Raw genomic sequence first — 21446 nt, 5'->3', positions numbered from 1 at the left:
TATTGACCAGACGGAACCTTGGGGTTCTGGTCGGAATCATGGCCTTGGCCATCATGTCGCGGTTTGACTCCATCATCTCTCCTTCCGTGGCGGCCATTCAGGCATCCTTTCCTCGCGCCGATCCTTCCACTGTCGAGTCGGTGGTTTCCATCGGCTCCTCGGCTGCCATAGTTTCAGCTCTTCTGTTTGGTCAGCTCTTGACCAGAATGAGTTTCAGAACCGCTGCCTGCATCAGCTGTCTGTGTGTCGCTCTGGGTGGCTTGATGCCCCTTGTTGTGCACGACAGCGTAAACCAGCTGCTCTTGTTTGCCTTGGTTGTCGGGTTTGGCGTGGGCATCGCCACTACGGTTCTACCCAGCCTGTCGGCCAGGTTCTTCCGTGGAGAACAGTTGGCGGCGCTGATGGGATTGGTCCTGGCTGTTCAGGATGGCTCTTCCATGTTGGTTCTTGCTCTGGGCGGTTTTCTGGCCAAGGGAGGGTGGCTACACAACTATTGGCTCTATTTTCTGGCCTTGCCCGCCCTGGTCTTGGTCATCTTCATGGTTCCTGGGGTCGGCGCCGTCGAAGAGGAGTCGGAAAAGGCCGTAAGATCTGAGGCACTGTCCTCCCGAAAAAGTGGACAATGCTGGTGGGCTACCATTTCCTGCATTCTCATTGGGTTTCTGAGCATTTTCCTGGTCGCCGTCCTGTACAACAAGCTCGCGGTCTACATAGCCAAGTATGGTTTGGGCGGCACCAGTGCAGCCGGGGTGGCCCTGATGTTCAACACGGGTTCCTCAGTCGTGATCGGGCTTAGCATCAACGGCATCAAGCGGGTATGCCGGCAATGGACCATTCCGGTTGCCTTCCTTTTGATGGCCCTGGGCGCCCTGCTCTTCCTGACCACTCGCTCGTTCCCGCTGGTTTGTTTATCGGCATTTCTGATTGGGTCGGGCAGTGCCATCAATATGGCCACCTGCCCCTACTATCTGTCCAATCTGACTGAGCACAAGCGCTATCCGCTGGTCATGGGGGTCTTTTCAGCCACCACCAGCCTTGGTTTTACGGCATCCACCTGGGTCTTCAAGGCTTTCTCAACAGTGTTTGGCCTGGATCCGGTGACCGGCAGTTTCATGGGCATGCTGATCATCGCTCTGCTGGCTGCAGTCATTCTCTCGCTTGTCCGCTTCCAGAGCTGTGTCGAGTCACGCTTCATTGAGCGATAAGCCACTCTTTTAGACAGTGCGAGCCAAAAGTGAAGCATTGTCGCTCACTTATCGAGACAGGTAGGGATTGCCTGTGATGACGAACCTTCGCAGAGTCTCCTTGGCGTGGGATATGCCTATTCGTGGCGTTGCCGTGATGGTTTCGTCCTGGGCCAGTCCTCCAGCTGCCAGACGGATGGGCGGTTTTCTAAGGTCATGGCCGTAGTAGCGCTTGTCAATGTCCAATGCCTGGCAGAGCTTGGCGGGACCGTTGGTCAGATCCCGGTCCGGGTGACGGCCGTGCCTGTGGATGCGCAGAAGGTCCAGACCCTGCACTGGCTGGCAGGCCCGAATCAGCACACCGGCGCCGAACCCGTCCTGCTGGCAGGAGATGTTCAGGCAGTAGTGCATTCCATAGGTGAAGTAGACATACATGTGTCCGCTGGGGCCGAAGAGGGCGGCATTGCGAGCCGATTGTCCATGGTAGGCATGGCTGGCCGGATCGTTTTGATCGTAGGCCTCGGTTTCCACGATCCGAACTCGGGCCTGTTCGCCCTCCGATTCGTAGTCCCGAATGATCAGGCAGCCCAAAAGCAGACGGGCGGCTTCCTCCACAGGGCGGTCCAGAAAGTCTGGGAAGACCAGGTGATCGTCCTGGCTTGAACCGGCCTTCATTCCATTTGGTCCTTGCGGACCCAGACCGCGCGCTGGCCGCGCGATTCCGGCTGGACACAGACGAAATTATCCTGGTGGGGCAGGGCGGCGACCTGTGGATGGTCGTGATCGTAGGGTCCCTGGGCCTGGGCGCCGCCGGCATCACCGACTTGAGCGAAGAAGTCTTCGGAGGCATCCTTGAACCAGGTCCATTCCTCCGGCAGATCCTCCTCGTAGAAGATGGCCTCCACAGGGCAGACGGGCTCGCAGGCACCGCAGTCGATGCATTCGTTGGGGTTGATGTATAGGTTCCTGGGGCCCTCGTAGATGCAGTCCACCGGGCATTCGTCCACGCAGGCCTTGTCCTTGACGTCCACGCAGGGCTGGGCAATCACGTAGGTCATTGCTTTACTCTCCTTTTTGATCGACTGTCTGCTTTGGCTACTTTCAGGAAGCATCCTTTTGGCGATGACAGGGGTTTCAACACTACATTGGCTTTTTTGTCGCCGGCCTCCTTATTGCTGCCGTCCGCCAGCCCTTGGATCATTCCTAGATGAATCTTGCAGATAATGGGATGGTTGCTGACGCTTTCCAGAAAGGGGCATGCGGTCAGATACAGACTTGCCGAATCCGGCCGCGCTCTCACCGGTGCAAAACCTAAGGTGGTCAGAGCATCCAGCAGTGTCTGTGTCATGCTCGATGACACGCTTTTTCCTGCATTGATCTTGTCCTGCCGAGCCAGAGTACGACCCCATGCCTGCCCCGCTTTCAAGGCGGCCTCATTCCTGCTCCTTGTATCGGGACAGGCGGTTTCCAGTGCCAGGCAGAGCGAGGAGATCATATCCTCCCTGGCTCGGTTCATGGATGTGGGGGAGTAGATGACAGCCGGTCTGCCTCGCACGGCTGATTGATCGTCGCTGTCTGTTCTCTGACGGACTGCTTCGCCCTGTTCGACCAGACGTTCAAGATGGAAACGAGCGGTCGTCGGATGGATGCCGAAGGCTGCTCCTACCTGCTGTGCGGTTACGCCTATACCGGTCTCTTCGGCCGCCGTATGCAGGTAATCCAAGATTGCAGAGCGGATCTCCTCCCCGCGTCTGCGCTTGTGGGAGGTTCGAACCTGTTGCTTAGGTACTTGAATTTCCTGACTCATCGATTAAATTGTATACCTATCAAATCAATTATCAACCCAGGACAAGGCGGATAGACTCATGCAGGATGACCGGAAGATGCGTAAGTCCGGCGGCAGAATGGCGGTGCCCATGTCCAGGATGGCCCTTCTCATAGGGGCAGGTCTGGCTGCACTGCTCGGTCTTGTAGCGGCGCTGATTCGCGCGGATCTGATTCACCCCTCAGGTAGGGTGCCACTGGCTGATCTGCACGGCGGGCTCATGGTATATGGGTTTTTGGGCGCTGCCATTGGCCTGGAGAGGGCAGTGGCCTACCGCAGCGGCGGATCCAGCAAACCTACGTGGGGATTCTTGGCTCCTGCCTTGGGGCTGCTGGGGTCTCTGCTCTGCCTGTTGTCATTGCTGGTTTCAAGCCGCAGTCCTGTCCCGACATGGGTCAGGGTGGAGCTTTTGGGCGGCATTCCATGGACTTTGTCCATGTTGGTTCTGACGGCCATGTACTTGGCCATCTGGCGTCGGCAGCCTTCTGCAGAGGTGCTCATACAGGTTCTCGGATCCCTGGTGGGTCTGGTCGGGGCCGCTGGCTGGGTTGCGGGATTGGACGCCTCGGTCCTGGCCCCAACCTGGCTCTTCTTTCTGATTCTGACCATCGTCGGGGAGCGGGTGGAGCTGGCCCGGGCGGTCTTTTCGGATATCCGTCTTGAATCGGGGATCCTGGGTCTCAGTCTCCTGACAGTCCTGATGCTGCCGATCCAAGCCATGGCGCCTGCGGTCGGTTATCCGCTTCTGGGGTTGTCGCTGGGTCTGCTCCTCCTGGTCATGGCCAGTCACGACGTGGCCAAGGGGACCTTCCGCCATGGCGGCCTGCCGGGATTCATGGGCACCTGCATGTTGTCGGCCTATGCCTGGGGACTGCTGGCTGCACTCATCTGGATGGTGGCGCCCCTGGACTCCAGCACCTACTGGGGCGATATGGCGCTGCACGCGCTGGCTGTGGGATTCATCATGACCATGGTTATCGCCCATGTCTGCATGATTGTCCCCTCGGTCATTCGCAGGCCCCTGCCCTTCCACCCCCTTCTCTGGGGTGCCTGGGGACTTATGCAGGTTGGTTTGCTGGTCAGGCTCCTTGGGGCCATCCGGCTCTACACGCCCCTATGGAAGGCGGGAAACCTCCTGAATGTTCTGGGAATTCTCTCCATGATGCTGACCGTGGTGTATCTGGCTGCTCGTGGCAAGCAGGTTCTGGCATCCAAGCGTTACCGTCGGCGCCAGCCCGAGGGCTCGCAAAACGAACGCGCGGGGACCCTGGCACTGAGGACGGACCTGATTGCCACCTCGGCTACTGTGCTGGTCCTAGTGGCCGCCGTGATTGTGATGGTCCTGCGGCCGACGCTGGCTGTTTCGGTCGGGGCAGCGCCCAGTGTCGGGGGCGTTCGGGAGGCATCGTCGAAGGGCGTTCAGCCGACTGGTCACACCAGCAGAGCCTCAATCAGGGTAAAGGGGATGGCTTTTGTGCCGGATGCCATCACCATCAAGGCAGGCGACCGGCTGGTTGTGGATTTTCAAAACACCGGGGATCAGCGGCACGACCTGGTTTTCGCCAACGGCAAGAGCACGGGATCCGTCCCTGTAGGCCAGAGCGCCTCGGTTGACGTGGGGGTCCTGGGGGGCGACACACTGGGTTGGTGCTCGTTGGCAGGGCATCGCCAGATGGGCATGGAGCTCAAGGTCAAGACCAAGGGTGGAATTGTTGCCGAGCAAGGTCAGTCCTCCGCTGGGAAGACAGCCCTGGGCCATGTCCCGTCGGCCGCCAAGCTCAAGTCGCAGGCCGAGAAGAACGACCCTGCCAAGGCGGCTCTTCCACCCCTGGATGATCAAGGGAAGGCGGGAACAAGAAAGTACACGTTGGAGGTCAAAGAGCGCAAGGAGCAGGTGGCGGCAGGGCTCGAGCGTACGGTCTGGAGCTTCGATGACGCGAGCGATCCAAGGGATAGGGGATCGCGGCCACTGGCTCAGGGTCCGGTGCTCAGAGGTCGGGTGGGAGACACCTTTGAAGTGACCATCAGAAACAAGGGAAGCATGAGCCATTCCATCGACTTTCATGCCGGCCCGGCCGTTCCCCAGACCATGATGCGCAACATAGAGCCGGGCAAGGAGCTCTTGTACACCTTCACTGCTGATCGGGCCGGCATTTGGATGTACCACTGCAGCAGCGATCCCATGTCAAACCACATAGCCAACGGCATGTATGGGGCGGTGGTCGTGGATGACGGCACCCTACCGCCAGTGGCTGCGGAGTATGTTCTGGTTCAGTCTGAAATTTATCTGGGATCCAATGGAGGGACTGCCGATCCCGAAAAGGTGGCGGCCATGAGTCCGGACATTATGTCCTTCAACGGACGGGCCTTTCAATATGACGCTCACCCGCTCAAGCTGGGGAAGGGGCAAAGGGTCCGCATCTGGGTTCTGGATGCTGGCCCAAATCAGCCGCTGTCCTTCCACATTGTGGGGACCCAGTTCGATACGGTCTGGACTGAGGGCCGCTATCTGATCGGTGGAGGTTCTCGAGGGAATTCCGACGCTGCCTCATCCTCATCAGCCGGAGCCCAGGTCCTACCCCTGCTGCCGGCCCAAGGCGGCTTTGTAGAGCTCAAGGTCGATCAGCCTGGCGACTATTCCATAGTCAACCACGTGATGAGCCTGGCTGAAAAGGGCGCTCACGGCATCCTACGGGTGTCGTGAGGTAAACAAGCGAATGTGCGATGCTTGCAGCCGGATTTTTGCCAGGCTACGGGACTGGTTCGACTGGTGACCCCGGAGAGATTCGAACTCTCGACCTACAGATTAGAAGTCAGTTGCTCTATCCAGCTGAGCTACGGGGCCAAACCCTTTCATTGTACCCGCCTGCGTCCACCGGCGGGTCAGATCTATGAAGCCCGGTCGACAAGGGCATCCGATATGGCTTGGGTCATTGCAGGAACGGTCATACCATATCTTTCCAACAGGGTGGCTTTGGGGACCCGGTCGTTGAACTCCTTGGCCGCTCCAAAGGCCAGGGTGCGGACCTGACTAGGTCCGTAGTATGCAGCCACGGCTTGGCCCCAGCCACCGTCCAACTGGCCGTCCTCGATGGTAGCCACCAAGGAATGAGTGCTGGCCAGGGCATCCAGGGTCTGCTCATCCAAGCGGTCATAGCGATGTGGGTCCACCAGTGTGGGCTTCAGTCCCATGGATGCCTCCAAGGAATCAGCCAGGTCGCGGCCCAGGGGCAGGGCATCGCCGAGAGCCAGCAGGGCCACCGTCCTACCTTGTTGCAGGATGCGGTAATGGTCCCAAGGTTGGCCTCCGGCCGCGTGATCGGAATTTACCGGCGCTATCGGCTTGCCTGCGCGTTCCGTCGCCAACGTGCGCTCGCCGGGTACCCTGATGACCACCGGCTGCCGGGCCGGACCCGTGGCCCAGGCCAGCATGTCCAAAAACTCGGCCCCGCTGGTCGGAGCCAGGCAGGTCAGTCCGGGGATGCCTCGCATCATGACCATGTCGGCTGTGCCGGAATGTGTAGCGTCGGTTTTGGCAACGCCGGTGGAGAAGACCAGCAGGGTCACCGCACTGCCGTTCAAGGCCATCTCCTGTTCGATCTGGTCGTAGGCCCTCTGGAAGAAGGTGGCTGAGGTGGCAACTACAGGCGTGCTTCCGGCCTTGGCGATGCCCGCGGCATAGGCTATCGCATGGGATTCGGCGATGCCCACGTCCCGGTAGTGGTTTCCGGCCCGTTGGCGGAAGTCGGGATCAATGCCATTGGACAGCGGCGTAGCGGGGGAGATGACTGTCAGGCCCGGCTCCTGCGGGAACCTGGCCTCCAGGGCCTGCATGGCCATTCTTCCGTAGGTCTTCCGTGAGTTGGGCAGACGGTTCAGAGAGTCCAGGCCGTCCTGCCAGTGGTTGGCCTCCACAGGACCTTCAGCTGGCAAATCAGGCAGGGAAGTTGGACCGATTTTCCCCTGGCTGCCCTGGCCCAGCCCCAGGCCCTTGCGGGTGTGGATGTGAACCACCACCGGATGGTCAGTGTCTTTGACCTGACGGAAGGCCTCGATCAGATCCTCAATTCGGTTGCCCTCCTCCACGTATCGGTAGTCCAGTCCAAGAGCGCGGAAGGGATTGTCCGGGCTGCGTCCCGCACTGGCACGCAGGGCCGCCAGGCTCTTGTAGAGCCCCCCGTGGTTTTCGGCGATGGACATTTCGTTGTCATTGACCACGATGATCAGGTTGCCGCCCTGTTCTGCAGCCCAGTCCAGCCCCTCGAATGCCGGCCCGCTGCTCAGGGAGCCGTCCCCGATGAAGGCGATGATGTTGGCCCTGCCTCCGGTCGCATCCCGCTGGGCAGCCATCCCGCAGGCCAAGCCGATGGAGGTGCCGGTATGTCCCAGCATAAAGTCGTCGTATGGGCTCTCCTTGGGCGAGGTGAATCCGGAAAGATCCTCCTGGGACTCCGGGTCCGTGTAGGCCCGGCGCCGACCGGTCAGGATCTTGTGGGTGTATGCCTGATGGGAGACGTCGAAGATCAGATGGTCATGAGGCATATTGAAGACGTAGTGCAGGGCGATGATGGGCTCGATGGTAGCCAGGTTCGAGCCCAGGTGGCCGCCGTGACGTCGACAGAAGCTGATCAGCAGCTGACGGATCTCGTCGGCCAATCGATCCAGCTCTTCCAAGGAGAGAACCTTCAGATCCTTTGGGGAGTCGATGCTGTCCAGAAGCTTGCCCATAACCCTCCTGTCTGTTTTCGTAATGCAATCCAATGATTCTAAATCTGAGACAGCGGTTTGGAGCCGCTGAAAGCGCGATGTTCACCAGGCCCGGCCCTTACATCCATAGGACCGTCACGATTGGTCGGCTTCTCCCCGGCCTTGCGTAGTATCGGACGTGCATGAACATTGGAGGGCCGATGGCTGACAATACACATGAAGGGGCACGCGTCGCAGTGATCATGGGATCATCAAGCGACTGGGAGACGATGAAGGAAGCCTGTCGGATGCTGGACCGGTTCGCTATCGTCTACACCAAGGAGGTCATCTCCGCCCATCGCACACCCGGGCGCATGGCGGAGTTCGCGCATCAGGCCCGGAGCCAGGGAATAGGGGTCATCATTGCCGGGGCTGGAGGAGCAGCCCATCTGCCTGGGATGGTGGCGGCCCAGACCACGCTGCCGGTCATCGGGGTGCCAGTAAAGTCCCATGCACTGAGCGGGGTTGATTCACTCCTGTCCATCGTGCAGATGCCTGCCGGCATTCCTGTGGCGACCACGGCCATAGGCGCATCAGGAGCCACCAATGCCGGTCTGTTGGCGGCTTCGATCCTCTCCATCAATGATCCAAGGCTGGCTCAGGCCCTGGATGACTACCGTGCCGAGCTGGCCCGATCCGTGGAGGCTTCCAATGCCAAGCTTGTCTGAGGAAACCAAGGGAAGAATCGATCACTTGGAGCCGGGATCCGTCATCGGGATCGTCGGCGGCGGCCAGCTGGGACGGATGATGGCTCTGAGCGCCCGCTACCACGGATTCCGCATCGGTGTGCTGGATCCCACGCCCGATGCTCCCGCGGCCCAGGTGGCCGATTTTCAGGAGACGGCCGACTATGGCGACCTTGAGGCCCTTAAGCGGCTTGCCGAACGCAGCGATGTGCTCACCTACGAATTCGAGAACGTGGATGCCGACGCACTGGATCAGGTGAGGGACCGTGTGGCCATCCCTCAGGGGACCGATCTGCTTAGAGTCACTCAGGACCGCGTTCACGAGAAGACCTTCATCAACCGCCATGGCATCGATACGGCCCCTTGGAGGCAGGTTGACAGTCTTGATCAGCTTGACGCAGCCCTGAAGGAGCTGGGAATGCCCGCTGTGCTCAAGACACGAACCGGCGGCTATGATGGTCACGGCCAGGCGGTCCTGCGCACAAAGGAGGATGTGCAGGCCTTGCAGGCGCGGTTGAAGGGTCGGGAATTCCCGCCCTCCGTGCTGGAGGGGTTCGTGGACTTTGCCTTCGAGGCCTCCATACTGGTCTCAGGCAACGGGAAGGATTATGTGACCTTCCCCATGGTTCGCAACGAGCACCGTCACAACATCCTCCACATGACTTTGGCACCGGCAAAGGTCGACCCTGAAATGGCCGACCGGGCGCGTGACATGGCCCTGACCCTGGCTGACGGCTTCAAGCTGGCCGGGACTTTGGCCCTTGAGCTCTTTGTCATGCCCGATGGCGGTCTGGTGGTCAACGAGTTGGCTCCGCGCCCCCATAACTCCGGTCACTACACCATCGAGGCCTGCTCCATGGACCAGTTCGACGCCCACGTCCGAGGCATTGCCGGTTGGCCCCTGCCCAAACCTCGCCTGCTCAGCCCTGCGGTCATGGTCAATGTTCTTGGCCAGCATGTGGCTCCGGTCAGGAAGCTGCTGGGTGAGCATCCCGAATGGTTCCTGCATGATTACGGCAAGGCCGAAGTGCGCACCGACCGCAAGATGGGGCACCTGACGGTGCTGACCGACGATCCGGAGCAGACAGCCCAGGACCTGGAAGCCACAGGCTGCTGGTCCGACCTGGACTGAACCGAATCCTCACATCCGTCCCGGCAATCCGGATGTAGGCTTGGTGGAGCCCAAGGAGTGTGTCTAATCATGAACGCTGGCTCATCCGTCGGCCGCCAGACGCGGCAGAAGAACGCCATCTGGAGGGTTCTTCAGGCCCAGAACGACTTCGTCTCAGCCAAGGAGCTGCACAGGCTTCTTCGGGATTCGGGCCAGCGAATCGGCTTGGCCACGGTCTATCGTCAGCTGGGCTCCCTGCATATGTCCGGCAGCCTGGACTGCATTGAGCATGGAGGCATCCGCCTCTACCGGGTCTGCCTGGCCCAGCGTAGGCACCACCATCATCTGGTCTGTGAACGTTGCGGCAGGACCGTCGAAATCAGCCCGCCCGATGATGGCTGGCTGAAGGCCGTGGCGGCTGAACATGGCTTTACAGTCTCCTCGCACACCTTGGAGGTCTACGGGCTGTGCAGCAGCTGTCGTGATCGATCTGATCAGGCAGATGTCAGTGATCCTCCCGACCCTTGGGCATGATGGTCTTGATGGCATCCCAAGCCTGCGAAGCCTTGAGATTGGGCAGGTAGGCCTGGACTACAGCCAGTCCGATCTGGGCCAGCTGGGCCGGGTCGGGATAGCAGATATAGACCGGGTGTTCGCTGGGCTGGAACTTCTTCTTGAAGAAGAAGAGCGAGCGGAAGCCATAGGCTGGCTCCATCAGATCGGCCACCAGATGCAGGGCATGTTGCAGGAAGGCAGTCCGATCTTCGCTCTGATCATCGTTATCGTCTTCGCTGCTGTCCATGCCGGCCAGGGGAGCGGCTGACAGGCTCATGAATTCCGCCGTGCCCTGGTCGCGCAGTCGTTCAGCCATCCGCGCTATCAGGAACTCCATGATCCCATTGGGACTGTCGGTCCTGTGCCGCATGAAGTCCAGGGTCCAGCCGATCACCTGACCCTGGCGGTAGGTGGGCATCCAGCTGGTCACGGCCAACACTTTGCCTTGGTCGTCCACGGCATAGAGGATGGCCATACGCGGGTCCCTCAGCTCATCCAGGCCACCCAGGGTGAACTTCATCTCAGGCAGCGCCTTGAGCTCGGCCCACTGCTCGGAGATGTCCACGATCTGCGACTGGACATCCCATGAGGCATCGTTGAATGTGGTCAACACGTCGGTGATCTTGTCGCGCTTGGCCTTGTTGATGGCTGTGCGAATGTCCTGCCACTTCTTGCCCTTGGTCTGCCAAAGACTGGGCGTAACCACCATCTCCGAACCGACTGTCAGGGTGGACCAACCATGGGAGGCAAGCAGATCGCGCTGAGGCTTGTGGACGCTGTAGAAGACTGGTGACCAGGAATGGGCGTTGCAGAAACGGGTGAATTCGTCCAGATCGTCCGCATATTCGTCAGGGTCGCCGAATGGGCCAGTGGTGGTCAGGGCTATGCCGTGCAGGAGCCGGTAGGCAATGGCTGAGCGGCCGCTGTCAGAGAACCAGTAGCTGTTGCCCTCCCAGGTGGTCATGAAGGACATGCTCTCGCCCCCGTACTCGACCAGCCGATCGGCCTCCTGGCGCTCGTTGCCGTTCTGGATGACCGAGCTGCGCATCCAGGAGAGCAGAACCACCAGGACCACCAGCCAGAAGATCAGTCCAACCCCGTGGCTGACGATGATCCCGGTGGGTGTGCGCGGTGTCAGGGCTGGGCGGAAGCGTGAGGCCACTCCATTGGGCAGGTAGAGTTCGGGCAGCTGGGAGAGTGCCCTGCCGGTGGTGGGCCAGGGGTGGAAGGATCCAGGGCTTGCGGCAGTGAAGGCCAGATAGCCCATGGCTGTGGCCAGGAAGGCCAGGACAATGGCTGCCCAGCCCACCTGTAGACGCGAGGTCTTGGTTCGCACTAGGAAGATGCGCAGGTTGCGTGCCAGGAACCAGTTGAGAATCAGCGGCGGCAGGGTGATGATCAACAGGGAGGGCAGGGCTCCGTGGTGGATGACTCGCGACAGGCCATCGCCGATGGTCAGGGGGAAGACCAGGAAATAGAGCACGGCCAGGACAATGGTCAGGGTGTTGAGGACCAGACCCGTGACAGCGGCAACCCGGCGGCCATGGTAGATGCCCCAAGCCACCACCAGCAGTACCAGGGTGGGCATGATCAGGGACGAGACGCCGGTGGGTGCTCGGCCGGCGACCAGACCATACTGGGCATAGCAGCTGGCCTGGTTGTTCTCGGCCAGGCATCGTGACAGGGCAGCGCTACCGCCGGGGTCCGAACCCAGAAACATGCCCAGCGGGGTGAAGAATCCCGCACGGATCCTGGAGGAGACGGTGACCAGGGGGCCAAGAGCCAGAACCGTGGAAATGGCCCCCAGTAGGTGGCGGGTTTCATAGGAGCCGCTATGGCCGTGCGGGTTGGCGTCCTGGACCGGTCCGTGCCAGAGGTGGCCGGTCAAGTGGCCGATCAGTGCTGCCGCCAGGGCGCAATAGTAGCCGGGGTTACCGGTATACAGCACTATCAATATCAAGGCCGTGTAGCCTATGGTGGCGATCCTGCGCCGCCAGAGGAAGTCGCTGAAGGGGATGGAGGCCATCAGGGATCCAACTACCAGGATAATGGGGCTGAGCGTCATGGGCACTCGGATGAACCAGCCCCAGTGGTCCTGGAGGGCATTGATCAGGGTGCAGATGATCAGCCCGACAGCCGCGCCGCCTATGGCGCTGATGACCGCCGCCAACACGGTGCGCCTGCGGCCCAGTCGGGTCTCGGCGATGCACAGCATGACCAGGACCAGGGCCACGTCTATGACCAGTTGCAAGGGGCCAGGGGTGATGACCAAGGATACCAGTAGCCGCGCGAACTGAACCAGTAGCGAGGGACGACCCTGGCTGTGGACCGGATGAGGAACCTGGTGAATGATCAGGTCGGACAGCGGCATGCCCAGCCGTGTCCTGCCCGGGATGCGCAGCAGCCAGATCAGCAGCCAGCTGATCAGGTTGAGCAGGACCAGTGCAAGGCTGAAGGCCAGTGCAAGAGCGTGACGTCTGACCCACCGGGTCAGGTCCCGCAGAAGCACGGTCTTGGCCGAAGGCTCCATCAGTCCGGATCCCTTATGTGTTGTCTCCATGATTGCGGCGGCTCTTTCTGCTTATCGGTTTGGACGCTCTGACCTGTCGGCGGTTCAACCGATGTGTGTTTCGATAATGTTCGGAAAATCTTCAATTGGTCGGGACATAGGCCCTAGTCCCATGGCTTCGCCCACCCACTCCAGTCCGGGTTTCCAAGCGGTCTTGACGGTATGCCAGTCATGGCCCGACCCCTGGGTGATGACGGCCCGCACCTTCATGCCTGCCCGGTTGGCGGCCTTGGCGATGACCACCATGTTGTGCTGGGACTCCTTATCATTGGACCCGGCCGCGGTAAACAGAAGCTGGCGGGATGGTGCCCGCTCCAGCATGGCCCTGGCCGGTACCTGGGCCAGGAAGCGCCTCCTGTCGCCGTCGAAGTAGTCGCGGATCATCTGCTCCTGCCGACCCTGGGTCGGTTCCAGCTCTCCGTCTGCTGGGAGCATGTTGCCGTAGACCTTGGGATGCCGTGCCCCAAGCTGGGTGGAACAGGTCCCACCCTGGGAGAATCCACCAATGGCCCATTGCTGGGGTTGGTTGGCGACGGGCAGTTCAGCGCGGATCCAGGCGGGAACATCACTGCTCAAGTAGGTTTCGGCCTTCCCATAGACGGGTGAGTCCACGCAAAGACTGTTGTGAGAAGATGAACCGTTTTGGTCGGGGGAGACCACCACTGGTGCCAGGCCGTCGTGCTGGGCGGCGTAGGCATCCATCATGGCTGGAATGGCTCCGGCAGTGAAGAGACGGTCGGGGCTTCCGGGCTGACCGGCCAGAAGAACGAAAACAGGCAGCGCGGGCGGTTTGTCGCTCAAGGCGGCGGGCGGCAGGTAGATATCAGCCGGCCGTGCTGCGAATCGGGAGCGGCTGTTGGGGATGCGCATGCTGTAGGAGCGGCCGACACTGGGATGCGAGGGCAGCTCGCCCCGTGAGGCCAAGGATCGCCACTGGGCTACGCTCATGGCCGGTCTGGCTGCCTTATGGCCGCTGTAGTCGGGATAGAGGGAGACGCTGAACAGGGACCCCAGAGTGGTGAATTCCCCGTAGATGATATCCACACGAAGCCCGGTGGACAGCAGACAGAGCAGGACGGTCAGGGCGGCCAGAATCCGGCGCCAGCCCCGTGCAGTGATCAGGATGCAGACAGCAAACCCCACTGCGAGAAATCCCAAGGCCACGCTGATGATGACCATCCAGCCCAGGGAGACGCCGAAGAGCATAAAGACGTCGGAGACCAGCCAGGTGGCCAACAGTCCCAAGGCTCCTATGCCTAGGGCAATGGACACTTGACGCAGCAGGGTCCGCCAGCGTCCGTGCGTCAGTCCGGTCAGCGCCAGCACGATCAGGGCCAAGGCTGTCAGCGAAAATATTGACGCAGGCAGCCACCCCTGGGTCAGATGGATCCTTGCCAGCCATGCACCCATGCCATTCCTTCCAACCAAAATACATCCGCAGTTCAGTATAGGGAGTGTCCGGTCGCGCGGCTGCCATTTGAACAGTCATTCATTCCCGCATTCTCGCCCAGATCGCCTCTACAGCTTACGGTCATGGGTTCGTCTATGGTAGATTTATTGATAATCAATCTCAGTAACGGTCGGCGGGCCTGGCGGCAGGTCCGTCCCGTGCCGTCGCCAGAAAGGAACTCCCTATTCATGCAAGCCAGCAGCCCACGTCTCCGACGGACTCGTACCTTGGTCGCCGCCCTTCTGGCCGGACTGACCCTGCTGACCTGTCTGGCAGGTTGCGGAAAGAGCGAATCGTCCTCGTCGTCCAAAGGATCCGGCCCTCTGCAGGTGGTGGCCAGCATCAATCAATGGCAGTCCCTGGCCGTGGATCTGGGCGGCGACCAGGCCCGGGTGGATACCATTCTGAGCAACACCTCGACTGACGCCCATGACTATGAGCCGACAACGGCGGACATCGCCCGAATCAGTCGCGCAGACCTGGTCATCGTCAACGGGGCCGGCATCGACGACTGGGCTGCCAAGGCCGCGGAAACCGGGCAGGCCAAGCTGGTGGACGTATCCAAGGCGTCAGGGCGCAAGACCGGCGACAACCCCCATCTCTGGTTCTCCTCCCGAGACAGGAGGGCAGCAGCCAAGGCCGTGCATGAGGCATACCGGCAGCTGCGCCCAGGCTGTGATGCCGATTTTGATAAGGCCTACCAGGACTGGCAAGATCGACAGGCCCGGCTGGACAATCTGATTGCCGATACGCGCAAACAGACCCAGGGACGGCACTATGCGGCCACGGAATCGGCAGCCTACTATCTTTGCCATGATCTGGGCATGGAGGATCTGACCCCCGAGGGGTACCTGCGGGCGGCCGCCAACGAGAGCGAGCCCTCACCTGAGGACCTGGTGGCCTTCCGTCATTTGCTGGCATCCGGACGCTTGGACATGTTGGTCCTTAACACCCAAGAAGTCAATCGAACCTCCAAGGAGCTGGCTGCTGAGGCTCGCAAGTCGCATGTGCCGGTCTTCGAGGTCAGCGAGCAGCGCCCTGATAAGTACCGGAACCTGGAGGATTGGATCAGCGCCCTGGTCCAACAGGTGCCGGGGGCCAAGGCCTGATGATTCCATTGGTTCTCTTTGTTCGCTAAAGGGTGTTTTCATGGGGCTTGTCGTCCTTGATGGGAACAATGGCACAGGTATCGGTAAAGGCCCGGTAGGCCTAGTCGCCAAAGTCAGGAGTATGCGGTGAAGGATCGTAAGCGTCAGCCCGGCCGGTGGACATCCTGGATGCAGAACATGACCGGACGTCTGCAGGTACGCGGGTGGGTCTACCTACTTGCCTTCATCCTGATTGACTTCCTGTCAGTGGGTATCCTGCAGTGGGGGGTATCCCTGAACAGCTCCCGCGTAGAGCTGTCCAACCCGCTGATCGGATTCTGGGGCTTCATCTCGGCCATGTGGAACCAGCGTCGGTTTGTCCTGGTGCTCAACATGCTGGCTGTGGGCCTGGTCTACCTGGCGCTGGTCTACCTGACCAATCGCTTCTGGGCAGCATCGGGCCTGATTCTGGCCATCTGTGCGGTCATTGCGATCATCGAGCGCTTCAAGGTGCGCGCTCGGTACGAGGCCATTTTGCCCTCGGATCTGGATTTCCTCCATGCTGATGCGGCCAACCTGGTCTCCTTCCTGCCGGCCCGGTCCCTGATCATGATCGGGCTGGGTGTCGTGGCCCTGATCGTTCTCGGTGTGCTCTGCTGGGTGGTGACACGGATGGATGCCCGTCGCGGTCGTCCGGTAGCCACCGGCAACAAGCCCCTGGGCGCCGGACTCCGTACGGCGGGTGTTCTGGTGCCGGTTCTGGTGGTGGCGGTGTTCATGTCCACTGTGGGCACCTACGGCAGTCCCGCCTACCGTTTCTCGCAGTTCATGGGCGACAAACCCTCCATGTGGGACTCGGTCTATGACGCCCAGCGCAACGGGGTCTTTGTGTCATTCTCCAGGCAGCTGCGCCCCAAGGTCATGGACCAGCCCGCAGGATACAGCCGCGCCACCATGCAGTCTCTGGCCCACCGTTACCAGCTTTCGGCGGACCGCATCAACCATGACCGCAAGTCCTATATGAATGAGTCGAGCCTGGTCTACATTCTCTCCGAATCGTTCTCGGACCCCACACGGGTGCCGGGCGTCGCGCTCAACCAGGACCCCATGCCTCATATCAGATCCATCAAGGAGGGGACCACCAGCGGGCTCATGCTCTCCTCCGGGTATGGCGGGGGAACGGCCAATCTGGAGTTCCAGGCCATGACCGGCCTGTCCATGGCCAACTTCGATCCCTCGCTGACCTCCCCCTATCAGCAGGTCATCCCTCACCTGAACTGGATACCCACGGTCAATCAGGCTTGGGGGACGCCATCCAGATCCCTGGCCTTCCACCCCTACGAATCCTCCATGTATTCCAGGGCCGAGAACTACAAGAAGTTCGGCTTCTCGCACTTCTACTCGCTGACTGGTCCTGACCAGATAGCTCACCAGGACCGCATCGACCGCAGTCAGTATGTGGGGGATCGCTCCGCCTATGACTCCGCCTTGGAGCAGATGGGCGACGACAGGGGCAACCAGTTCGTCGAGGTCATCACCATGCAGAATCACATGCCCTACAACGACTGGTATGACAACAACGGCTTCTCGGTCAGTTCATCCGATCCCAACAGACCCTTGGGCGACGATGAGATGCAATCCATACGCACCTACGCCAAGGGGGTCAGCCTGAGCGATCAGGCTACCGCCGATTTCCTGAACAGCCTCGATTCCCAGAGCAAGCCGGTCACCGTGGTCTTCTACGGGGATCACCTGCCTGGCATCTATGGCACGGCGAGCTGGGACGAGCGCAACTCTCTGGCCCTGCATCTGACCGATTACTTTATCTGGTCTAACAAGGCCTCGGATGCTTCGGGAACGCAGGTAAGCAACAGTGCCTATTCCTCGCCCAACTTCTTCCAGGCCCAGGCGGCCGAGCACATGGATGCCAAGGTCTCGCCCTTTACGGCCTTCCTGACCGAGCTACACGACAAGATCAGCGCCATCGAGCCTCCGGTGGCCAACCAGATCCAGGACTGGAACAGAATACCGGCAGGGCAGACCAACTATCTGAATGCCCAGGGCCAGCCCATGAATGCCCGAGATTTCGACAAGGCCACCCGACAGCTCCTGAACGACTACAAGCTGATCCAGTACGACATCATGGCCGGCAAGCACTACCTGCAGGGGACTGGCTTCAACACCACGCCTACCCGCCGCTCCGATGCCGCCCGTCAGAAGGCCGAAATGGAGCGTCAGGCCAAGGAAGAGGCCAAGAAGCAAGCCCGCCTCGAGGAGAAAACCCAGGATAAGGACAGCGAGAGCACGACCAGCTCGGCTAATTAGGCTTTCAGACCGCGGTGGCCGATGTCGTGCCGATAGAAGAGGCCCGGCATCGTCAATCCGTCCAGCCGGTCATAGACTCGGTGGGCTGCCTGGGCCAGGTCGTCACCTTGTGCCACCACCAGTGCGGTCCTTCCCGAGGAGGACGTCAGACCAGTTGAGGCTGAGCCGGACACTCCGGCATAGTAGGCTCTGAGGTCCTGCTCCGGGGCGATCAAGGGCACGGGCACCCCGGTCTTGGGATTGCCGGGATAGCCCTGGGCTGCCAGGACCACCCCCAAACGGCTGTGGGATTCATCCCAGGTGAATTGTGGCTCTCCGCCCTCCATCAGCGCACGGATGGCTGTGCCCAGGTCGCTGGTCAGGGCGGGCAGCACCACCTCGGTCTCCGGGTCGCCCAGTCGCGCATTGAATTCGACGACCTGAGGGCCTTTGTCGGTGACCATCAATCCCGTGTAGAGGACACCGGTGAAGGGACTGCCTTCCTGGGCCAGGGCTCGGACGGTGGGGGCCACGATGGTGTCCAAGGCCTTTTGGGTCAGTTCTGGACCGAACTGCGGCAGAGGGGAGTAAGCCCCCATGCCGCCGGTGTTGGGACCCCGATCCCCGTCATAGGCGGGTTTGTGGTCCTGGGACAGGGGCATGGGCCAGAACTGCTCGCCCCTGACGAAACACATGAGCGAGCACTCCTGACCCACCAGCTGATCCTCGATGACCACCTGGGCTCCGGCCTGCCCGAACTTATGATCGATGAAGATGTCATCCAGGGCCTGTATGGCCTGGTCAAGGTCGGCGGCCACCGTCACACCCTTGCCGGCTGCCAGCCCGTCAGCTTTAATGACGACCGGGGCGCCGTGCGAGTGCACATAGGACTTGGCACTGTCCAAGTCATGAAAGACCGCATAGTCAGCGGTAGGAATCCCATGCCTGCGCATCAGGTCCTTGGCAAAGCCCTTGGATCCCTCGATGCGGGCCGCAGCCTTGGTAGGTCCAAAGGCTGGAATGCCGGCAGCCTGCAGTTCGTCGACCAATCCAGCCGTCAAAGGAGCCTCGGGTCCAACGAAGACCCAGTCGATTCCCAGCTCGCGTATTGCAGCGATCAGTTTTTCTGGCTGCGAGGAATCCTCCTGCAGCAGGCTGATGCTGTCCGGCTCCATACCCGGGTTGCCCGGGGCGCACCAGACCCGATCCACTCCTGGTCCGGACAGCAGGGTGGTGGCGATAACGTGCTCCCTGGCTCCCGACCCGATGACCAGTACCTTGTCCGCCATGATGGGCTCCTCTCGCTATTACTGACGACTGTTGTCGTTAAGGATGACCTGCTGGCCGTTTTGAGCATCTGTCACCTGTCCGATCAGAGCGTAGGGCTCCTGCTCCTCATCCAGGACTGCACGGGCCTGGTCCAGCTGGTCAGGGGAAACCACCAGAACCATCCCAATGCCCATGTTGAAGATGTTGTACATCTCCAGATGGTCGACCCTGCCCATCTCTTCAATCATGGTGAAGATGGGCGGCACCTTCCAGGCATTCAGGTCGAAGCTGGCGGCCAGTCCCTCGGGCAGGATTCGCGGCACCTTCTCCACAAAGCCGCCGCCGGTGATGTGTGCTGCGCCCCTGAGCAGGCCAGAGGCGAAGAGCGGGCGTAGGGCCTTGACGTAGATACGGGTGGGGGTCAGCAGTTCCTCTCCCAGGGTCCGTCCATTAAGCTGGTAGGGCCGATCCTCCAGCTTCATGCCCCCCTGGTCCAGCAGGACCTGACGGATCAGGGAGAAGCCGTTGGAGTGGACGCCAGAGGAGGGCAGACCGATCAGCTGGTCGCCTTCCTTGATGGCCGAACCGTCCACCAGGGACTCCCGTTCGACCACACCCACGGTGAATCCGGCCAGATCATATTCGTCGGGCTGGTACATGTCGGGCATCTCGGCGGTCTCCCCGCCTACCAGGGCGGCTCCAGCCTGAACGCAGCCGTCGGCCACGCCCTTGACCACCTGCTCCAGCAGAGCCGGATCGTTGTGCCCGCAGGCGATGTAGTCCAGAAAGATCAGCGGCTCGGCCCCCTGGGCGATGATGTCATTGACACACATGGCCACGCAGTCCTGACCGATGGTGTCATGACGGCCGGCTTCCCGGGCCACCATCAGCTTGGTGCCCACGCCGTCAGTGCCTGAAACCAGGACTGGATGTCGATAATTGAGCGCAGACAGGTCGAAGTCGCCGCCGAAGCCGCCGATATCGCCGGCGCCCGGCCTACGCGTTCTGGCCGTGTGGGAGCGGATCCTGTCGATCAGTTCGTATCCGGCCTCTACCGATACCCCAGCCTGCTCATATGCCTTCGGCATGGCTGCCCCTTTCTATGCCCTGTCTGTTCTGTTCTTCGCTAGTGCTCAATGGATTGGTCGGCTCCCTGCCTCGAGCCTGCAGGCATGTCAAGTCCGTAGGATCCCCTGGAAGCTTCCAGCCGGGCCCGGTCCTCTGGGGTCAGCGAGGCCAGGAAGCCCTGCTCGTAGTCGTCAAGCCGCGTTGGGTAGTCTCCGTTGAAGTAGGCCACGCAGAGCCCTTGATAGGGCGCATCACGGCCCAGGCCGATGGATTCCACCAGACCGTCCAGGCTCAGATAGGCCAGGGAATCGGCTCCAATGGCTTCTCTGATCTCCTCCACGGACTTCTTGGCGGCGATCAGCTCGGAGGTCCGTTGGATGTCGATGCCGTAGTAGCAGGGGTAGCGCAGGGGCGGGGAGGCGATGCGCATGTGCACCTCGCTGGCCCCGGCCTCCCGGAGCAGGCGGACGATTCTGCGCGAAGTGGTGCCTCTGACGATGGAATCGTCGATGACCACCACCCGTTTGCCGGCTACAACGCCGCGTACAGCCGCCAGTTTCATCCTGACGCCCTGTTCACGCATGGCCTGGCTGGGCTGGATGAACGTGCGTGCCACATACTGGTTCTTGATCAGCCCCATCTCGTTGGGCAGCCCGGCCGCCTCGGCATATCCTGAAGCGGCGGACAGGGAGGAGTTGGGCACTCCGATGACCATATCGGCATCCACCGGAGCTTCGCGGGCCAGTCTGGCCCCCATCCGTTTGCGGGCCGAATGGACGTTGACACCATAAATATTGGAGTCGGGCCTGGCGAAGTAGATGAACTCCATGGAGCAGATGGATAGACAGGTCTGATCGGTATAGCGCTCGATGCTGTAGCCCGAGTCGTCCACCCGGACGATCTCGCCAGGGCCGATGTCCCGCACCAGCGTGGCGCCGACCAGGTCCAGGGCGCAGGTCTCAGAGGCAAGGACATAGGCCCCTCCCGGCAACTGGCCCAGGGAGAGGGGGCGGAAGCCGTTGGGATCCATGGCTCCGATCATGGCATCCTCGGTCATGAGCAGGTAGGCGAAGCCGCCATGGACCTGGCGCAGGGCCTGCTTAAGTGCCGCCATGAAGTCCTTTTCAGGGCTGCGCCGGATCAGGTGCATGAGCACCTCGGTGTCGGAGTTGGAATGGAAGATGGCCCCCTGATCCTCCAGCTGCGCCTTGAGGCTGTTGCAGTTGGTCAGATTACCGTTGTGGGCCAGGGCTATGTCCCCGTCATGGAAGCGGAAAACGAAGGGTTGGATGTTCTCGATGGACCCTGAGCCGGTTGTGGCGTAGCGGACATGGCCAACGGCCCGGTTCCCGGTCAGCGGTGTCAGGCTGGACTCGTCCGGGAAGACCTGAGTCAGCAGGCCCAGACCTCGCCGCCCGATCAGGTGCCCTTGGTCGTTGGAAACGATGCCGGCACCCTCCTGGCCGCGGTGCTGCAGGGCGTGCAGGCCGAAGTAGGTCAGCCGGGCGGCGTCGGGGTGGCCCCAGACCCCGAAGATCCCGCATTCCTCGTGGATGCCTTCAAGCTCCAACGACATGGTCTACGTCCTTTC

At 61.1% G+C, this 21446-nt stretch carries 16 protein-coding genes and 1 tRNA gene; 7 read left to right on the top strand and 10 right to left on the bottom strand.

All coding sequences use genetic code 11. The features are described from left to right. The first annotated feature begins 2 nt into the window (after positions 1–2). On the top strand, positions 3–1205 hold the full coding sequence (locus P273_RS0100900; RefSeq protein ID WP_121914164.1) for an MFS transporter: 1203 nt from the start codon (positions 3–5) through the stop codon (positions 1203–1205). A gap of 48 nt (positions 1206–1253) precedes the next feature. Here P273_RS0100900 and P273_RS0100895 read toward each other — a convergent pair whose 3' ends face one another. From P273_RS0100895 to P273_RS0100885, 3 genes are read right to left on the bottom strand one after another with little or no spacing between them, the layout of a single operon-like run. After that, positions 1254–1859, bottom strand: coding sequence for a DNA-3-methyladenine glycosylase (locus P273_RS0100895; protein ID WP_024626640.1), 606 nt, complete (start codon positions 1857–1859; stop codon positions 1254–1256). Continuing rightward, a complete protein-coding gene (gene fdxA / locus P273_RS0100890; RefSeq protein WP_024626639.1) occupies positions 1856–2242 on the bottom strand; it encodes a ferredoxin in 387 nt (128 codons plus the stop codon). The genes P273_RS0100895 and fdxA overlap by 4 nt, the downstream gene beginning before the upstream one ends. Continuing rightward, a complete protein-coding gene (locus P273_RS0100885; protein WP_024626638.1) occupies positions 2239–2991 on the bottom strand; it encodes a metalloregulator ArsR/SmtB family transcription factor in 753 nt (250 codons plus the stop codon). Before P273_RS0100885 ends, fdxA begins: the two co-directional genes overlap by 4 nt. A gap of 58 nt (positions 2992–3049) precedes the next feature. On the opposite strand from P273_RS0100885, the gene P273_RS09465 reads away from it, so the two are divergent. Then, complete coding sequence (locus P273_RS09465; protein WP_024626637.1) at positions 3050–5713, top strand: multicopper oxidase domain-containing protein; 2664 nt, start codon at positions 3050–3052, stop codon at positions 5711–5713. 64 nt (positions 5714–5777) lie between these two features. Here the strand turns inward: P273_RS09465 and P273_RS0100875 are convergent. Beyond that, a tRNA-Arg gene (locus P273_RS0100875) sits at positions 5778–5854 on the bottom strand. Positions 5855–5898: 44 nt separating this feature from the next. Next, positions 5899–7737, bottom strand: coding sequence for a 1-deoxy-D-xylulose-5-phosphate synthase (locus P273_RS0100870; protein WP_024626636.1), 1839 nt, complete (start codon positions 7735–7737; stop codon positions 5899–5901). Between the two features lie 179 nt (positions 7738–7916). On the opposite strand from P273_RS0100870, the gene purE reads away from it, so the two are divergent. The 3 genes from purE (at position 7917) to P273_RS0100855 (ending at position 10086) form a co-directional block, all read left to right on the top strand. After that, entirely contained in the window at positions 7917–8423 is a 507-nt protein-coding gene (purE, locus tag P273_RS0100865; RefSeq protein ID WP_024626635.1) for a 5-(carboxyamino)imidazole ribonucleotide mutase, read from the top strand. Further along, entirely contained in the window at positions 8407–9573 is a 1167-nt protein-coding gene (gene purK / locus P273_RS0100860; protein WP_024626634.1) for a 5-(carboxyamino)imidazole ribonucleotide synthase, read from the top strand. Before purE ends, purK begins: the two co-directional genes overlap by 17 nt. Positions 9574–9642: 69 nt before the next feature. Beyond that, positions 9643–10086: a Fur family transcriptional regulator gene (locus P273_RS0100855; protein WP_024626633.1), complete on the top strand. Its 444-nt coding sequence runs from the start codon at positions 9643–9645 to the stop codon at positions 10084–10086. Here the strand turns inward: P273_RS0100855 and P273_RS0100850 are convergent. After that, entirely contained in the window at positions 10058–12667 is a 2610-nt protein-coding gene (locus tag P273_RS0100850; RefSeq protein ID WP_253269545.1) for a bifunctional lysylphosphatidylglycerol flippase/synthetase MprF, read from the bottom strand. The two genes, P273_RS0100855 and P273_RS0100850, sit on opposite strands and share 29 nt — an antisense overlap. Before the next feature lie 54 nt (positions 12668–12721). Next, entirely contained in the window at positions 12722–14086 is a 1365-nt protein-coding gene (locus P273_RS0100845) for an esterase family protein (RefSeq protein WP_029675979.1), read from the bottom strand. Positions 14087–14314: 228 nt separating this feature from the next. Here P273_RS0100845 and P273_RS0100840 point away from each other — a divergent pair, with 228 nt between their 5' ends. Together P273_RS0100840 and P273_RS0100835 are read left to right on the top strand one after the other, a co-directional pair. After that, complete coding sequence (locus P273_RS0100840; RefSeq protein WP_024626630.1) at positions 14315–15235, top strand: metal ABC transporter solute-binding protein, Zn/Mn family; 921 nt, start codon at positions 14315–14317, stop codon at positions 15233–15235. A gap of 126 nt (positions 15236–15361) precedes the next feature. Further along, positions 15362–17539: an alkaline phosphatase family protein gene (locus P273_RS0100835; protein ID WP_024626629.1), complete on the top strand. Its 2178-nt coding sequence runs from the start codon at positions 15362–15364 to the stop codon at positions 17537–17539. On the opposite strand, the gene purD is transcribed toward P273_RS0100835, so the two are convergent. From purD to purF, 3 genes are read right to left on the bottom strand one after another with little or no spacing between them, the layout of a single operon-like run. Further along, entirely contained in the window at positions 17536–18807 is a 1272-nt protein-coding gene (purD, locus tag P273_RS0100830; RefSeq protein WP_024626628.1) for a phosphoribosylamine--glycine ligase, read from the bottom strand. The genes P273_RS0100835 and purD overlap by 4 nt on opposite strands. Before the next feature lie 18 nt (positions 18808–18825). Continuing rightward, entirely contained in the window at positions 18826–19875 is a 1050-nt protein-coding gene (purM, locus tag P273_RS0100825) for a phosphoribosylformylglycinamidine cyclo-ligase (RefSeq protein WP_024626627.1), read from the bottom strand. A 38-nt stretch (positions 19876–19913) separates the two neighbouring features. After that, positions 19914–21431 (bottom strand): amidophosphoribosyltransferase, encoded by a 1518-nt coding sequence (purF, locus tag P273_RS0100820; protein WP_024626626.1) that lies wholly within the window; start codon positions 21429–21431, stop codon positions 19914–19916. Positions 21432–21446 lie beyond the last annotated feature (15 nt).

This window comes from Bifidobacterium sp. A11, from assembly GCF_000499185.1.
Taxonomy (GTDB): domain Bacteria; phylum Actinomycetota; class Actinomycetes; order Actinomycetales; family Bifidobacteriaceae; genus Bombiscardovia; species Bombiscardovia mizhiensis.
This window is presented reverse-complemented; position numbering and strand designations above follow the sequence as displayed.

Excerpts from the sequence above, each read along its gene's own strand:
- P273_RS0100895 (WP_024626640.1), bottom strand. The coding sequence starts at position 1,859 with ATGAAGGCCGGTTCAAGCCAGGACGATCACCTGGTCTTCCCAGACTTT.
- fdxA (WP_024626639.1), bottom strand. The coding sequence starts at position 2,242 with ATGACCTACGTGATTGCCCAGCCCTGCGTGGACGTCAAGGACAAGGCC.
- P273_RS0100885 (WP_024626638.1), bottom strand. The coding sequence starts at position 2,991 with ATGAGTCAGGAAATTCAAGTACCTAAGCAACAGGTTCGAACCTCCCAC.
- P273_RS09465 (WP_024626637.1), top strand. The coding sequence starts at position 3,050 with ATGCAGGATGACCGGAAGATGCGTAAGTCCGGCGGCAGAATGGCGGTG.
- P273_RS0100870 (WP_024626636.1), bottom strand. The coding sequence starts at position 7,737 with ATGGGCAAGCTTCTGGACAGCATCGACTCCCCAAAGGATCTGAAGGTT.
- purE (WP_024626635.1), top strand. The coding sequence starts at position 7,917 with ATGGCTGACAATACACATGAAGGGGCACGCGTCGCAGTGATCATGGGA.
- purK (WP_024626634.1), top strand. The coding sequence starts at position 8,407 with ATGCCAAGCTTGTCTGAGGAAACCAAGGGAAGAATCGATCACTTGGAG.
- P273_RS0100855 (WP_024626633.1), top strand. The coding sequence starts at position 9,643 with ATGAACGCTGGCTCATCCGTCGGCCGCCAGACGCGGCAGAAGAACGCC.
- P273_RS0100850 (WP_253269545.1), bottom strand. The coding sequence starts at position 12,667 with ATGGAGACAACACATAAGGGATCCGGACTGATGGAGCCTTCGGCCAAG.
- P273_RS0100845 (WP_029675979.1), bottom strand. The coding sequence starts at position 14,086 with ATGGGTGCATGGCTGGCAAGGATCCATCTGACCCAGGGGTGGCTGCCT.
- P273_RS0100840 (WP_024626630.1), top strand. The coding sequence starts at position 14,315 with ATGCAAGCCAGCAGCCCACGTCTCCGACGGACTCGTACCTTGGTCGCC.
- purD (WP_024626628.1), bottom strand. The coding sequence starts at position 18,807 with ATGGCGGACAAGGTACTGGTCATCGGGTCGGGAGCCAGGGAGCACGTT.
- purM (WP_024626627.1), bottom strand. The coding sequence starts at position 19,875 with ATGCCGAAGGCATATGAGCAGGCTGGGGTATCGGTAGAGGCCGGATAC.
- purF (WP_024626626.1), bottom strand. The coding sequence starts at position 21,431 with ATGTCGTTGGAGCTTGAAGGCATCCACGAGGAATGCGGGATCTTCGGG.